Genomic DNA, 13,976 nt, shown 5'->3' with positions numbered 1-13,976 from the left:
TACATCCCTTATCCCAAGATCGCGTTAATCAGGTGCGGCGGTAAGTCACCCGTAGTTGCCATATGGTGTATCCGCAACGCGCACACAACCGTCTGGGAGTCCCTGACCTGCCCGCTTATAACAGCCTTTAACAGGTCTTTGAAGGGGACGCGCCTGATTTCAAGGCTTTCGGTCTCATCCAACGCGCCTTTTGTGGGCGAAAGGCCGGTCGCCAGATAGCCAGTCGCCACTTCGTCGGTAATGGAGTTGGACACATCCATCTGGATGATTTCGCGCCAGTGTTCGGCCTTTAATCCGGCCTCTTCGGCCAGCTCGCGTTTGGCCCCTTCCAGCGGGTCTTCGCCGTCCGGCACCCCGCCTTCGGGCAGTTCCCAGCTATAGGTATTGAGCGCAAACCGTTGCTGGCCCACGATCACGACCGTAGCATCGTCAAACAAAGGCACCACTGCCACCGCCCGGTTTTTAAATCGGGTTATACCGTAATGGGCCGGATTGCCTGTGGGGGCGATGACATCATAGCTTTCAACCCGCATCCACGGATTTTCAAATTCGATCTTTTGCGTCAGGATTTGCCAGTCGGGACGCGCCGCAGCAGCTTCAAGACTATCCCACGGCGGCAGGTTACTATTTTTCATGAGAAAGACTCGCAATTTTCGTGACGCGCTATAATATAGTTATGGTCGGTTACAATTTGATTTTAAAGAGACATTTGCATGAGTTTACCTGATTTCGATTTAAGTCCCATAGAATTTGGCACGCCGTTGCCGCTCATGAAATCAAGGGAAACTCTGGAACTCCTGCTGCGTCGCAGGTCAGCCCCGGCCCCGACCCTGGGCTTACCCGCCCCATCAGAAGATGAGATCGAGCTTCTGATCAGCATCGGCCTGCGTGTGCCCGACCACGGCAAGATCGGGCCGTGGCGGATTGTACGCTTTACGCCCGAATCCAAAGGCCATCTGGTCGATAAATTAAAAGCCCTCGCAGATAGCCGCGGCGACCGGCAGGCGGCGGGTGCCTTGTTGAAACTGTCCACCCCGCCGGAAGCCCTGCTGGTGATTTCCTCCCCCATTCAGCCGCACAAAATTCCGTTGTGGGAGCAGCAACTGTCGGCCGCCGCCATCTGCCAGAACCTCCTGATCGCGGCGGGCGCCTTGGGGTATGGGGCCAACTGGATCACCGACTGGTATTCTTATGATGCCGAGGCCAAAGACATCCTGGGCCTGAAGGACGGCGAAGAGGTGGCGGGCTTTATCTTCCTCGGCACCCCATCCGAGGCCCCGCTGGAGCGCGACCGCCCCAACTACGCCGAGCGCATCAGTTGGTGGGCAGGGTCTTAGACCCTGCACCCGGAAATCAAAGGTACAAACGAGCACATGACCAAATATTGCTGCGAGCGCATAGCTGACGATTTTGAGCAGGTTTGCGACCTTCATCCAAATCGCTATGAATGTCCCGACGCGCTTATGGCCGAGGTACGTGGAGGGTATGGGTTAATCGTGCATGACGGAGGTGGCAGCGTAATCGAAATATCTTTTTGCCCTTGGTGTGGAACCAAGTTGCCTCCGATTGGCGACTTCAACCCTGACGACATCGACTAAATAGAGTTTGTAGGCACGGCTAAAAACTAACGGGTCAAGGGCCTGCGGCCCTTGTTAACCTCTGCCTCTGTAGCTCTGGACCCCCGTCTCCGGCACCCAGACGCCCTTGGGGGCTTCGGACGTTTGCCAGAAGACATCGATCGGGATGCCGCCGCGCGGATACCAATACCCGGCGATGCGCAGCCAACGCGGATCAAGCAGCTCTTTCAGGCGCTTGGCGATATAGATGGTGCAGTCTTCGTGGAAGGCACCGTGATTACGGAACGAGGTCAGAAACAGCTTGAGCGACTTTGATTCCACCAGCCACTCGCCCGGCACATAGTCGATGACAATATGCGCAAAGTCCGGCTGGCCCGTCACCGGACACAGGGATGTGAATTCCGGAGCGGTAAAGCGGGCGACATAATCGACATCGGGATGCGGATTGGGCACGCGCTCAAGCACGGCATCTTTCGGATCATCAACCGGACGGGCATCGCCCCCCAGTTGGGTGAGGTTGTCTGTGTAATGGCTCATGGTGTGCGTCTGTAATACCACAGCGGTCAAAAATGAAGCGAAATCACCACAGGGTGCCGCAGCGACCTTAAGACCCTGTCGCCCTTTGCGCTGTTTTTATCGCGCATCTGTTCCCGAAAACCGCGTCACACTTTTCGGGATGCGCTTGGCACGCGAAATTAACCCTTGCGAAACCCTAATTTAAACCTATTGAAACCCCTTTGGATTATTGTCCCTACACTGAATAAAGCGAAAGCTGTAACCTGATGCCGCTGTCTGCCAGTCTGAAAAAAGGCCTGAGTTTCCCAGCCATAGCCGCACCGATGTTTCTGGTGTCGGGCCCTGAACTGGTCATTTCCACCTGCAAATCCGGCATGATCGGCACGTTTCCGGCGCTTAATCAGCGTACCTCCGAAGGTTATGCGCAGTGGTTGACCGAGATCAAATCCGCACTGACGCCTGATGATGCGGCGTTTGGCGTGAACCTGATCGTTCACAATACTAACACCCGTCTGATGGCTGATCTTCAGATCACGGTCGATCACAAGGTGCCGCTGGTCATCACCTCACTAGGGGCGGTCAAGGACGTGGTCGACGCCGTCCATTCATATGGCGGCGTTGTGTTTCACGATGTCATCAATGCCCGCCACGCCAAAAAGGCCGCAGAAGCCGGGGTCGATGGTCTTATTCTGGTGGCAGCCGGCGCTGGTGGTCATGCCGGCAATCAGCATCCGTTCGCATTGATCAATGAAATCAAAAGCTTTTTCAGCGGCACCATCATTCTGTCGGGCGCAATCTCAACGGGCCGCGATGTCGCAGCCTCCCTGATGGCCGGGGCGGATCTGGCCTATATGGGCACGCGCTTTATCGCCACCACTGAGGCCCGCGCTGACGCCGCCTACAAAGACATGCTGGTCGATACGTCAGCCAAAGACATCACCTATACCGATGCCATTTCTGGCATCAATGCCAATTTTCTCACGCCGTCCCTGATCGCCAACGGGCTTGATCCGGCCGCCGCCAAAGACCCGCACCATACCATCGACATGGCCCACGAGCTCAACTCAGAGGCCAAGGCCTGGAAGACCGTCTGGTCCGCCGGTCAGGGGGTCGGTTCTATTTTTGATATTCTGCCCGTGGCCGAACTGGTCGCGCGGTTGAAGGGGGAATTCACCACCGCCATAGCGGATTTTAGTACGCGTACCATTTAAGGGACAACCCATGCGTAAAGCTTTACTTCTCCTCACCGCCGCGTTTGGCCTCGCGGCCACCGCAGCCAACGCCACCGAAGTCGGACCGTTCGACATTGGCGGCGAAATCAAGGTCGGCAGCGAAGGCATCACCAAAGGCATATCCGAAACTGAAGGCAATGCTCAGGTCGTCGGTGCGGTAACCGCCACTTACAAGCCATTCTTTGCGGGCATACGCCTAAAGAACGTCAAGGGCTCGGATGGCACGGACGACCAGACTCAGTGGTTTGCCGGGGCCAAGGGCGACATCGCCGGTTTCAAGGCCAGCCTCCAATTGTTGTACAAAACCAACAACAATGCCCGTCCGGTTACGGACGATGACTTTTATGAATGGCAAAGCGACATCAGCCGCACTTTCAATAAGTCGACGACGGTCAAATATACCGCGATCTATTCGCCGGATTCATCAGGGGCGACCGAAGAAGCCTGGTGGCATGACCTGAGTGTATCGCAAAAGCTGAACGCCAAATGGGCCGTGTCCGGCGGCGTGGGCATTCGCCGCCTCAGCCCTGAGCGCGACTATACCGGCTATAATCTGGGTGCCAGCTATGCGGTGACCAAGGCAACCGGCCTTGATCTGCGCTACTATGACACCGACAAGCACGAGTACGGTAAGCGCTTTGGCGATCGTCTGGTGCTGACCCTGACGCAAAAGTTCTAAACTAAAAAGCGGCCTCTCATCAGAGAGGCCGCTTTTTTATGCCTGCACCGTTTTAAGACCGGCGATAATCAGGGTAATCTGCTGTTTCAATCGGCTGATCAAATCCTCGACGGAGATATCGCCGTGAAACCCGCGCCGCAGGTTAGAAAAGCACAGGTCTTCCAGAATTTCAGCCGCACTCTCAATCGGACTAGCGGTCGGCAACTCACCTTTTTCGCGCGCGAATTGCAGGCTTTCCAGCATAGTCTGGCGCACAAGGTCGCTTAAGCGGGCAATTTGATTAAAGGCGGGATCTTTGCGCGCCCAATTCATCACAAAGGCCGACATGACTAACTGCATATCGGTGTGGGCGGCCTCATAGGTGCAGCGCAATTGTTTCAGAAGACGCTCTGCCAGAGGCAGGGCCGGATCATGAGCATCAATCATCCGCTCCAGTACCACGGCGGATTCAGCTTCGACGACCTTGATAAAAATTTCGTTTTTGTCGCTAAAATTGGCAAACAAAGCCCCGGTCGACAAACCGGCTTCTTTGGCTATATCGCGAAGGGTCGCCGCCTCAAAGCCACGATCACGGAAAAGCGCCTTGGCCGAGGCCAGAATCTTTTGCCGGTTCAGCTCCTTGGATCTGGCTCTTGCACCTAAAGGCAAAACTCTCTCCTCACGCGCTAATTTCTCTTTTAACTCGTACGCCTTGTACATACGCCTACTCTTTACTCGAATTACTAAAAAAATAAGGCAGGGCTTACCCTAGGTAAACCTGCCCTGAACACTGCTCCCAAGCCCTATATAAGAACTCGAAGCTTATAATCCAATAGGCAAAATCAGACCGCATCCCCCGACACAATATGATATACGCGCATCTGGCCCATATCTGTCGCCGGCATATTGCAATTGCGAATAACTTAATCCAGCCTTTGTGACGGCAACATGGCCTTCACCTGAGACGTGTGCACTTATGCACACAAAAAACCTCGACACCCGCCATTATATGGTCGAAAACGACCGCGATTTAACAAGCTTTCCGTGGATATCCGTTATGAACGCATTTCTTACCAATCTGGCACTGATCGCCATGCTGGGCGTACTCGTGGTTCTGGGGCTGGGCATTTTCAGCCTGGCCAAGGGCGGCACGTTCCGTGAGAGCTGGTCCAATAAGCTGATGCGTCTGCGCGTGCTGCTGCAAGCGGTGGCGATCGTGTTGCTGTGTGTATTACTGTGGTGGCGGACGACGCACAGTGGTTAAACTCAACAAGATTTATACCCGCACCGGCGATAGTGGCGACACGGGTCTGGCAGACGGGGCACGCCGCCTGAAAAGCGATGCCCGCATCCGCGCCTTTGGCAGCATTGACGAAGCCAATTCCATGATAGGCGTGGCGCGGCTTTATGTCGCAGCGTCTCCCGATTTTGATCCAGTACTAGCCAGGGTTCAGAACGACCTGTTTGATCTAGGCGCCGATCTGGCGGTGCCCGAAGACGGCCAGCCGAAATCATGGACGCCGATCCGTATCAAGGCCGCGCAGGTCACTGCCCTTGAGGCCGAGATTGACTGCTATAACGCCGAACTGTCGCCGCTGAATTCATTTATCCTGCCCGCCGGAAATCCTTTGAGTGCGCACCTGCATTTGGCGCGCACCATCGCCCGCCGTGCCGAAAGCGATCTGGTGGCGCTGATGCATACGCCGGATGAAGTCGTAAATCCCGAAGCGCTGAAATATCTCAACCGGCTGTCGGACCTGCTGTTCGTGCTGGCCCGCTACGCCAACAATAAGGGCGCGGATGATGTCCTTTGGGTGCCGTCGACTTAATCAGGAAGCCGGTGCGTCTGCCTTAACGTCAGGGGCCTTCACTTCCGGGGCCTTGGCACCCGGTGCGGTATTGGCAGTCGTCGGGGCCTGTTCGGTCGGCCAGTGAATTTCCCGGCCCTCACCCGCCGCTCTGCCGGTAATCGTCGGCAGATAGACTGGCGCACGGCAGATACGGTACTGGTTCGACCACCAGGCCCCCGCCGCTTCGCATTTTTTGCGCGGCATCTCATACAGGGCCGTGTAGACCCATACACCGCCGGTGGCGAATACGAAAACGATCAGGGCGGCAATCTTGACGCGCATGATGAGGCTCATGAGGGGTTCCCCAATAAAACGGCGGTGCTAATAGCGTCAAAGCCGGTGCAAATTGACTTTAGGGCACTGCAAATTCTTGTGAAATGCCCTGAATTTCCGGTTGTTATGCATCTCTTTGATTGACTTTGGCAAGCAGGCTCGTCACTTATCTCGGCCAAATCTTGAGGGTTTAGACTCTTAAGATACGTTTGAAACAATAAGCCTATTGCCGCTGCGGTATGTCAATTTTACGGCCACCGCAAAGGCTTCATGTCTTAAGGTGAGAGACTGATGAAAATTCTGGTCCCCGTGAAGCGGGTCATAGATTACAACGTCAAGGTACGCGTCAAGGCCGATCAGACTGGTGTCGATCTGGCCAATGTCAAGATGTCGATGAACCCGTTTGACGAAATCGCCGTCGAAGAGGCTGTGCGCCTCAAGGAAGCCGGCATTGCCACCGAAATCGTCGCCGTCTCCATTGGTGTCGCCCAGTGCGAGGCCATCCTGCGCACGGCTCTGGCCATGGGCGCTGATCGCGGTCTACTGATCCAGACTGATCAGGATATCGAACCGCTCGGCATTGCTAAGTTACTTAAGGCCGTGATTGCCGAAGAAAACCCGGGCATCGTCCTGATGGGCAAGCAGGCTATCGACGGCGACAACAACGCCACCGGCCAGATGTTGTCGACGCTGCTCGGCTGGCCGCAGGCGACCTTTGCCTCAAAGGTGGTTATCGACGGCGATGAAGCTAAAGTCACCCGCGAAGTCGACGGCGGCCTGCAAACGCTTGGCGTGAAGCTGCCCGCCGTGATCACCACCGATTTGCGCCTCAATGAGCCGCGTTATGCCTCTTTGCCTAACATCATGAAGGCCAAGAAAAAGCCGCTCGATACGAAACAGGTCGCTGATTACGGCGTCGATGTCGCCCCGCGTCTTAATGTGCTGAAAGTGACCGAGCCGCCCAAGCGGTCGGCGGGTATCAAGGTCGCTGATGCCAATGCTCTGGTCGCCAATCTGAAAACTGCGGGAGTGCTGTAATATGGCTGTTTTAGTTATTGCCGATCATGACGGCACACATTTGCGCGACTCCACGCTTAAGGTTTTGACGGCGGCCAAGGCCCTGTCGCCCGATATCGACGTGCTGGTTTATGGTGCGGGTTCCGCTACCGTCGCCGGTCAGGCCGCCAAAGCTGCTGGTGTGCGCAAAGTGCTGACGGCCGAGAGCGCCGGTCTCAATGCCGATATCGCCGAAGATGTTGCCGCACTGATTGCAGGCCTGGCCGCCGGTTATGACGCCGTCGCCATACCGGCCTCCGCGTCAGGTAAGAACTTCGCCCCGCGTATTGCCGCCCTTCTGGACGTGTCCATCATTTCCGACGTTATCGAAGTGATCGATGCCAAGACCTTCGTGCGCCCGATCTATGCGGGCAATGCGCTGGAGACGGTACAGACCTCCGACGCCAAGGTCGTTCTGACCGTGCGCCCGACCACCTTTGCGGCTACGGCCGCTGATGGCGGTTCGGCGGCGGTTGAAGCGGCCTCAATCCCGGCAGATTTTGCGGGTACGCGCTTTGTCGGCGAAGAAAAAGTCACCTCCGACCGCCCCGAACTGGGCGCCGCTAAGGTCGTTGTCTCCGGCGGGCGAGCACTCGGTTCTGCCGAAGAATTCCATGCGGTGATCGAGCCCTTGGCCGATAAGTTGGGCGCCGCCGTCGGTGCGTCCCGCGCCGCCGTCGATGCCGGTTATGCACCCAACGACTATCAGGTCGGCCAAACGGGTAAGGTCGTGGCCCCGGCCCTTTATATCGCGGTCGGGATATCGGGTGCCATTCAGCATCTGGCGGGTATGAAGGATTCCAAGGTCATCGTCGCCATCAACAAAGACCCCGAAGCGCCGATCTTCCAGATCGCGGATTACGGTCTGGTTGAGGACTATAAAACCGCCGTTCCGGCCCTGATGGCTGCCCTCGGTTAAGGGACAGGCATCTATAAAATTGCAAATCCCTCAGAGTCCGCCCTTAAGCTGGCTCTGGGGGATTTTCTTTTATGTCTCTTTTGATGTCAGGGCTTGATTGTGCAGTCAGGCCCTATAGTCTTACAGATACAGTTTTGTAGCAGGTGTAATGGTGATGATGAATATCAAGTCAGTGGGCATTATCGGCGCGGGTCAGATGGGGGCAGGTATCGCTCAGGTTTGCGCTCAGGCGGGTTACACTGTGCTCCTGCATGATCAAAAGATCGACGCCGTCCACGCTGCCCTTGAAAAGATCAATAAGGGCTTCAACCGCCTGATCGAAAAAGAGGTCATCACGCCGGACGACGCCAAGGCCAGCATGGGCCGCCTGCAACCGGCCGCGTCCGCCCACGATCTGAAAGACTGCGATCTGGTCATCGAAGCCGCCACCGAAAATGAAGAGATCAAAAAAGCCATCTTCAAATCGGTCAGTGAGCACTTAAAACCTGACGCCATTCTGGCCTCAAACACCTCGTCCATTTCGATCACCCGCCTTGCGGCCGCGTCCGATCGTCCGGGCAAGTTCATCGGCCTGCACTTTATGAATCCCGTGCCGGTGATGAAGCTGGTCGAGATTATCCGCGGCATCGCCACTGACCCCGAAACCTATCAGGCCGCCGTCGAATTCGCGCAAAGCTTAGGCAAGATCACCGCCAATAGTGAGGATTATCCGGCCTTTATCGTCAACCGCGTCCTGATCCCGATGATCAATGAGGCGATCTATACCCTGTACGAAGGCGTTGGTACGGTCGAAGCTATCGACACGGCCTTGAAACTGGGGGCCAATCACCCGATGGGGCCGCTGGAGCTTGGCGATTTCATCGGGCTTGATACCGTGTTGGCGATCATGGAAATGCTGCATGACGGTCTGGCTGACTCGAAATACCGGCCCTGCCCGCTGCTGGTGAAATATGTCGAAGCCGGCTGGCTGGGGCGCAAAACCGGACGCGGCTTTTACGACTATCGCGGCGAAAAGCCGATCCCGACCCGTTAAGACAAGAGCCCTGCGTGCTTCAGCTTAGACAGCCAGTCTTTCCATGGATGGTCACCAGCCTGATCGGGGCGATGGTGTTGCACGGCTGTGTGTGGTTTTTCGCGCGGCTGCTGGCCCCGCAGGGGGCCGATGCTGTGGTTGAAACCCAAAGGCAGATCGGTCTTGGGTTCTTCTGGATGGTCGGGGCCCTGGCCCTGTGGTCGCTCAAGGTACCAAAATCGCGCCTCAAGGCCGTAATGATGGGGCTGACCTGCGCAGGGCTGATCGGCCTGCTGGGCAGTGCCTTGGCGTTCGGACAATTTCTGCTGCATCATAAGGTGCCCGCCACATCGCATAACCTTATTCCGTTTGCCGGGTTCAGCCTGCTGATGGTGGTGGCGCAACTGGTGCTGGCCATTCCGGCATCCATCATCCTGCAACAGATTGCCCTCAAACGCAGCCCGCCCGATACCGCGGTTCCCCATGCCTGACGCTGACGCCCGCCGTATTGTCTATCTCGATATCGTGCGGGGCCTGAGCATTCTGGGCATATTGTTTGTTAATGCGGTCGCCTTTGCCATGCCGATGCATGTCTACATCAATCCGGCGGTGTCGCCGCTGGGTATGACGTCCGCCGACATCGCCGTGTGGTGGGTCGATGAGGTCTTTTTTACCGGCAAGTTCATCACGATCTTCTCGATGCTGTTAGGGGTCAGCCTCTATCTGATCAGCGCGTCAGAACCGGACGGCCTGCCATTGACCGGGCGGGTGATCGGCAGACGGCTGGGATGGATGGTCATCTTTGGCCTGATCCACGGCGCGCTGATCTGGTACGGGGATATTTTGCTGCTCTATGCCATATGCGGTTTCGTGTTTTTTAGCTGGCGTAACCTTGGAGCCAAGCCGCTACTGGTGGCGGGCAGCGTGCTTTATCTGGTCGGCAATGGCATCATCCTGTGGCCCGCAATTAATGACGGTATCGGGGTTATACCTGAACCGTCCGCGCCCCTGCCCAATCTGTTGAATCCGATTATTGATCAGATGCGTTCAGGCTTTACAGGCTCCCTGAGCGGTAATTTCGCCATGTGGTCGCAAAGCATCGTCAATGAAATCCTGTTCTACCTGCCGGTGACAGTCGGGCTGATGATGATGGGTCTTGGCCTGTTTAAATCCGGCTTTTTCAGGGGTGAGAGCCGGACGGCAACCTATGTTACGGTCATCGCCCTAGCCGGGGTCAGCCTTGCCCTGATCGGCTGGCAGGCCGCCGTGATAATCGACGAAGGCTTTCCCGCCGTTCGGATTATGGGGCTTTATGCCGTCGCCAATGAATATCTGTCGATCATCGTCAGTCTGGGCTATGTATCGGCACTGATCCTGATCGCCAAAACCGATATCGGTTTAAAGCTGCTGTCGCCCTTGCGCGATGCCGGTCGCATGGCCTTCACCAATTATCTGCTGCAATCGCTGATCATGACGGTGATATTTTATGGTGGTCGCGCCCCGGAAAGTTGGGGCCTTGGGCTATACGGCACAGTGGGCAATGCGGGCCTTGTGCCGATTGTGGTGGCCATCTGGATTGGGCAACTTATATTCAGCAGTGTGTGGATGCGCATCTTCTGCTATGGCCCGTTTGAGTGGGGCTGGCGCTCTCTAAGCCATCAAAGCCTGATGCCGATCCTGAAATAGCCCCACCTGAACGTCACAATCTTACAGTATTTTTATACCCAGCCGGTTAGGGTCGCGCCGACATATGGGAATTTCTGATGACAAAATTACGCCTCATCGCCGCAACCGCCACAGTCGCCCTGGCCTTACCGGTCGCCGCCTTTGCCGCCTATCAGTTCGATTTCAGCCAGCTTAAAATATTTGATCAGATCAAGCCCGGCCTATGGCAGCATACCTCAAGCTCGACACCGCAGTTGCCGTTCATGAAGCCGACCAATGACACCGGCTGCGTCAGCGCTCAGGACATTGCGCAGATGCTGACCGAAGGCACGACCGGCCCCCAGAGCGATCTGGCCTGTCCGATGGAAATCAAGATGGACACACCCTCTACCGCACGTCTGGTGGCCAAATGCCCGCCGATGGAAATTGCACAACTGGGTATTACAAGCCCTGCCGCCGACATTCCCTATGTGATCGAAAAACAGCCCAATGCCGACATCTTCACAGTGACTGCCACCCTGCCCGGCATTACCGGCGGCGGGTCCCAAACCGCTATCCGTCATGAGTTCACGCGGCTGGGCGCCTGCACTAGATAAACCGCTACACCTCGGCCCACATGCGCAGCAGATTGCCGACCGACTTATCAACCATCAGCTTTTGCGCGCTTTCGGGCAGGCTGGCGCGCACCTGATCGAGATCAAATAACACTTCGCGCTGATCATCACGCCGGATCTGGCTCTGCACCCAGCCGACGCAGGCGCGCCGCTCTCCCTCGGTCACCGGCGTGACCTGATGCAACAGACCCGTGCGATAGACAATCATATCTCCCGCTTCAAGGCGGACATCGCGCACCCCTTCGACGCTTTCCAGCGACAGCGCGCCACCTTCGTAAGCGTCACGCGGCGACAGAAACAGCGTAAACGACAAATCGGTCCGCAAGTGCCCGCCGGTTTCATCCTTCATCATGGCATCGTCAGTGTGCAGGCCGTAAGCATTGCCAATACCATAACGGCTCAGCAGCAGCCGCGACCACTTGGCCGGACGAACATAGGACATAAACAGCGGGTGCCGCTCCATCGCTTTTCTCAAGAACCCGCGCAAGGCAATCGCCTTGGGGTCACGCCAGTCGGCCTGCTGGTTGGACTTGACCTTGCGCGCGGCCGCCCCGGCGGTCTGCTTGCCGTCGGTCAGCCGCATCTCATCAAACAGGGCCGTCACGCGCTTAAGGTCTTCATCATCCAGAACGCGATTGATCAGCAGCATGTCAGACCTTAAATTACGTCGTAAGCCAAAAACTAATATTGCGAACCACTTGCAAACTCAAGGGGAGTGCGGTACAGACCACACCACATTGATATACGGCGTCAACTTATTTCGGGTGATTTTAGATGATCGAGTTCAAACCTAAACTGTGGACCGGCGCGGCCGGCGGCCTGATGATGCTTGGGGCGCTTAGCGCCTGCGGTGAAAAGCCAAAGGACGGCACGGCCACCACAACCGAAGACGCCGCCGCCAGTGCGGATGCGGCCAATACCGCTGTTGTCGCCGGTGGCGAAGCCGGTGAAGGCGGCGCGGTTCTGGCCTATTCGTCGATCCCGGAATCGAGCCGTTTGACCCTGCGTTTGCAGCACATCAAGGGCTTTTTGCTGGTCGGTCAAAAGGTTGCCAAATCGGCTGACGGCACCGAAGGGGCGGCCATTGTTATCGGTCAGGGCCTGTCGGAAGCGCTCGATCCGCAGGAGCCGAAACTGGCCGCCGCCGGTCTCGATATCGCCACGGTGCGCAAGGCTGCGGAAACCGGCTCTGAGGCCGACATCAAGGCCGCGATTGCCGCCATCGACGCCGCCTACGCCAAGAACCCCGGCGTGGCCAAGGACACCGCCATTGGCATGGCCGAACTGACGCAAGGTTTGTACGCCGAAGTCCTGAAAGAAGGCATCATCGATCCGACCGAATATCTGCACTCACAAGGTGCCGCCTTGTCGCTGAAGGATCTGGTCGCCCGTGAAAAGTCACTGGCCCCCATCAAGGCCGATGTCGATGCCCTGGCCGCCTACTGGCCAACGACGCTGGCCCCGGAAGAGGCCGCCAAGATCGTCGACAAATCCAAGGTCGTTTCCTCGGTCAGCCGTATCGAGCTGGCTATCAACTCGCTGTAATCAGGTCGGCATTGATCTGCGCATAAGCTCCGCCGTGGTCCTCAGTCACGGTGCGGCCCGGATAACCTGAACCCGGTAGCGCGCAGACATATAAGGGCGGCGATCTATCCCCGATCGCCGCCCTTTTTAATATCTAAAAGGGCAACTTATGAGCGCACAAAACTTAGACCCCACCGTCTGTAAAATCGTGAGATTTGAGACAAATAATAGCCGCCAAGCGCCGCAGGTACATTGAGTCCCTGCAAGCGCAGACTGCGTATTAGTTGGCCCCGGCGCTCAAGCAGTGAACGGGGCCGCCCGAGCGGCGGTAGCGCAACTAAAATATCCGCGATTTTACTGGGTTAGGAGTTTGTCGAGCAGTGCCTTCACTTCCGGCTTATCCCAGTGCGCTTCGCCTTCAAGGCGGGCGACTTCGCGGCCCTGCTTGTCGATAATCAGGGTCGTGGGCATGGCGTTGATGACATAGTTCGACGGGGCCGCAAAATGCGGATCGTTATAGATCCCCAGCGGCTCATGCACCCCGATAAAGCTTTTGACATCGGGCAGTTTGTCTTCGGTATCGACACTCAGCGGCAGCACTTTCATCTGCTCGACCGGATACATCCCCTGCAAACGGGCCAAAGTAGGCATCTCGACCCGGCACGGCGCGCACCAGGTCGCCCAGACGTTCAGCACCACGACCTTGCCCGCAAAATCGCTAACGTGAACCGGCTTTTTGTCGCCATCATAAAATTCAATATCGGTCAGAGGCTTGGGCGTTTCATGGGTGATCAATTTAGCCAGTGTGCCCGTCGCATAGGCTTTCAGCGGCCCCTGAGCGGTCTGCTCCACAGTTACACGGGCAGGGGGAATAAGGGAAATAACCTTAAACAACCCAACCCCAAGCACGGCCACTACACCCAGCCCCAGCGCCATGCCCAGACGGCGCTTATTCTTTTTGCCCTCGACGATTTTAGACTTTGCGGCCAGTTCGGACTTGGCCTGAGCGGAAACGGGCGCTATGGCTTCCTCAGTTTTTGTCTCACCGTTGTTTTCGTCCGGAACTTCACCCATGACCGA

General features: G+C 56.7%; 19 protein-coding genes. 13 read left to right on the top strand and 6 right to left on the bottom strand.

Going from position 1 to position 13,976, the window contains the following annotated elements; genetic code table 11:
* Nucleotides 1-8: 8 nt before the first annotated feature.
* Nucleotides 9-635 (bottom strand): NUDIX domain-containing protein, encoded by a 627-nt coding sequence (locus IE102_RS10465; protein ID WP_189486431.1) that lies wholly within the window; start codon nucleotides 633-635, stop codon nucleotides 9-11.
* A 78-nt stretch (nucleotides 636-713) separates the two neighbouring features.
* Here IE102_RS10465 and IE102_RS10460 point away from each other — a divergent pair, with 78 nt between their 5' ends.
* Nucleotides 714-1,337, top strand: coding sequence for a nitroreductase family protein (locus tag IE102_RS10460; protein WP_189486430.1), 624 nt, complete (start codon nucleotides 714-716; stop codon nucleotides 1,335-1,337).
* 36 nt (nucleotides 1,338-1,373) lie between these two features.
* Entirely contained in the window at nucleotides 1,374-1,598 is a 225-nt protein-coding gene (locus IE102_RS18090) for a DUF6980 family protein (protein WP_373295601.1), read from the top strand.
* Nucleotides 1,599-1,652: 54 nt separating this feature from the next.
* On the opposite strand, the gene queF is transcribed toward IE102_RS18090, so the two are convergent.
* Complete coding sequence (queF, locus tag IE102_RS10455) at nucleotides 1,653-2,114, bottom strand: preQ(1) synthase (RefSeq protein ID WP_189486429.1); 462 nt, start codon at nucleotides 2,112-2,114, stop codon at nucleotides 1,653-1,655.
* 245 nt (nucleotides 2,115-2,359) lie between these two features.
* Between queF and IE102_RS10450 the strand changes: the two genes are divergently transcribed.
* Nucleotides 2,360-3,304, top strand: a complete 945-nt coding sequence (locus tag IE102_RS10450; RefSeq protein WP_189486428.1) for an NAD(P)H-dependent flavin oxidoreductase — start codon at nucleotides 2,360-2,362, stop codon at nucleotides 3,302-3,304.
* 10 nt (nucleotides 3,305-3,314) lie between these two features.
* Nucleotides 3,315-4,004 carry a TorF family putative porin gene (locus tag IE102_RS10445; RefSeq protein WP_189486427.1) on the top strand — a complete coding sequence of 230 codons (690 nt, stop codon included), beginning with the start codon at nucleotides 3,315-3,317 and terminating at the stop codon, nucleotides 4,002-4,004.
* 36 nt (nucleotides 4,005-4,040) lie between these two features.
* Here the strand turns inward: IE102_RS10445 and IE102_RS10440 are convergent, their stop codons facing one another.
* Entirely contained in the window at nucleotides 4,041-4,652 is a 612-nt protein-coding gene (locus IE102_RS10440) for a TetR/AcrR family transcriptional regulator (RefSeq protein WP_189486426.1), read from the bottom strand.
* Between the two features lie 388 nt (nucleotides 4,653-5,040).
* Between IE102_RS10440 and IE102_RS10435 the strand changes: the two genes are divergently transcribed.
* Both IE102_RS10435 and IE102_RS10430 read left to right on the top strand, forming a co-directional pair.
* Nucleotides 5,041-5,247 (top strand): twin transmembrane helix small protein, encoded by a 207-nt coding sequence (locus IE102_RS10435; protein WP_189486425.1) that lies wholly within the window; start codon nucleotides 5,041-5,043, stop codon nucleotides 5,245-5,247.
* Nucleotides 5,240-5,812, top strand: a complete 573-nt coding sequence (locus IE102_RS10430; protein WP_189486424.1) for a cob(I)yrinic acid a,c-diamide adenosyltransferase — start codon at nucleotides 5,240-5,242, stop codon at nucleotides 5,810-5,812. Before IE102_RS10435 ends, IE102_RS10430 begins: the two co-directional genes overlap by 8 nt.
* Here IE102_RS10430 and IE102_RS10425 read toward each other — a convergent pair whose 3' ends face one another.
* Complete coding sequence (locus IE102_RS10425) at nucleotides 5,813-6,127, bottom strand: hypothetical protein (RefSeq protein ID WP_189486423.1); 315 nt, start codon at nucleotides 6,125-6,127, stop codon at nucleotides 5,813-5,815.
* A gap of 270 nt (nucleotides 6,128-6,397) precedes the next feature.
* Here IE102_RS10425 and IE102_RS10420 point away from each other — a divergent pair, with 270 nt between their 5' ends.
* From IE102_RS10420 to IE102_RS10395, 6 genes are all read left to right on the top strand, one after another.
* A complete protein-coding gene (locus IE102_RS10420; protein ID WP_189486422.1) occupies nucleotides 6,398-7,144 on the top strand; it encodes an electron transfer flavoprotein subunit beta/FixA family protein in 747 nt (248 codons plus the stop codon).
* A 1-nt stretch (nucleotide 7,145) separates the two neighbouring features.
* Complete coding sequence (locus IE102_RS10415; protein ID WP_189486421.1) at nucleotides 7,146-8,081, top strand: electron transfer flavoprotein subunit alpha/FixB family protein; 936 nt, start codon at nucleotides 7,146-7,148, stop codon at nucleotides 8,079-8,081.
* Between the two features lie 154 nt (nucleotides 8,082-8,235).
* Nucleotides 8,236-9,114: a 3-hydroxybutyryl-CoA dehydrogenase gene (locus IE102_RS10410; protein ID WP_189486420.1), complete on the top strand. Its 879-nt coding sequence runs from the start codon at nucleotides 8,236-8,238 to the stop codon at nucleotides 9,112-9,114.
* A 14-nt stretch (nucleotides 9,115-9,128) separates the two neighbouring features.
* Complete coding sequence (locus IE102_RS10405; protein ID WP_189486419.1) at nucleotides 9,129-9,584, top strand: hypothetical protein; 456 nt, start codon at nucleotides 9,129-9,131, stop codon at nucleotides 9,582-9,584.
* Entirely contained in the window at nucleotides 9,577-10,779 is a 1,203-nt protein-coding gene (locus IE102_RS10400) for a DUF418 domain-containing protein (protein ID WP_189486418.1), read from the top strand. Before IE102_RS10405 ends, IE102_RS10400 begins: the two co-directional genes overlap by 8 nt.
* Nucleotides 10,780-10,856: 77 nt before the next feature.
* The gene (locus IE102_RS10395) at nucleotides 10,857-11,354 is read left to right on the top strand and encodes a DUF3617 domain-containing protein (RefSeq protein WP_189486417.1); all 498 of its coding nucleotides are present in this window, start codon (nucleotides 10,857-10,859) and stop codon (nucleotides 11,352-11,354) included.
* Between the two features lie 4 nt (nucleotides 11,355-11,358).
* Here IE102_RS10395 and IE102_RS10390 read toward each other — a convergent pair whose 3' ends face one another.
* Complete coding sequence (locus IE102_RS10390) at nucleotides 11,359-12,021, bottom strand: Fe2+-dependent dioxygenase (protein WP_189486416.1); 663 nt, start codon at nucleotides 12,019-12,021, stop codon at nucleotides 11,359-11,361.
* A gap of 125 nt (nucleotides 12,022-12,146) precedes the next feature.
* Here IE102_RS10390 and IE102_RS10385 point away from each other — a divergent pair, with 125 nt between their 5' ends.
* Nucleotides 12,147-12,917 carry a hypothetical protein gene (locus tag IE102_RS10385; RefSeq protein WP_189486415.1) on the top strand — a complete coding sequence of 257 codons (771 nt, stop codon included), beginning with the start codon at nucleotides 12,147-12,149 and terminating at the stop codon, nucleotides 12,915-12,917.
* Between the two features lie 333 nt (nucleotides 12,918-13,250).
* Here the strand turns inward: IE102_RS10385 and IE102_RS10380 are convergent, their stop codons facing one another.
* Entirely contained in the window at nucleotides 13,251-13,970 is a 720-nt protein-coding gene (locus IE102_RS10380) for a TlpA family protein disulfide reductase (RefSeq protein ID WP_189486414.1), read from the bottom strand.
* Nucleotides 13,971-13,976 lie beyond the last annotated feature (6 nt).

It is taken from the genome of Asticcacaulis endophyticus (assembly GCF_014652575.1).
GTDB classification, from domain to species: Bacteria; Pseudomonadota; Alphaproteobacteria; order Caulobacterales; family Caulobacteraceae; genus Asticcacaulis; species Asticcacaulis endophyticus.
This window is presented reverse-complemented; position numbering and strand designations above follow the sequence as displayed.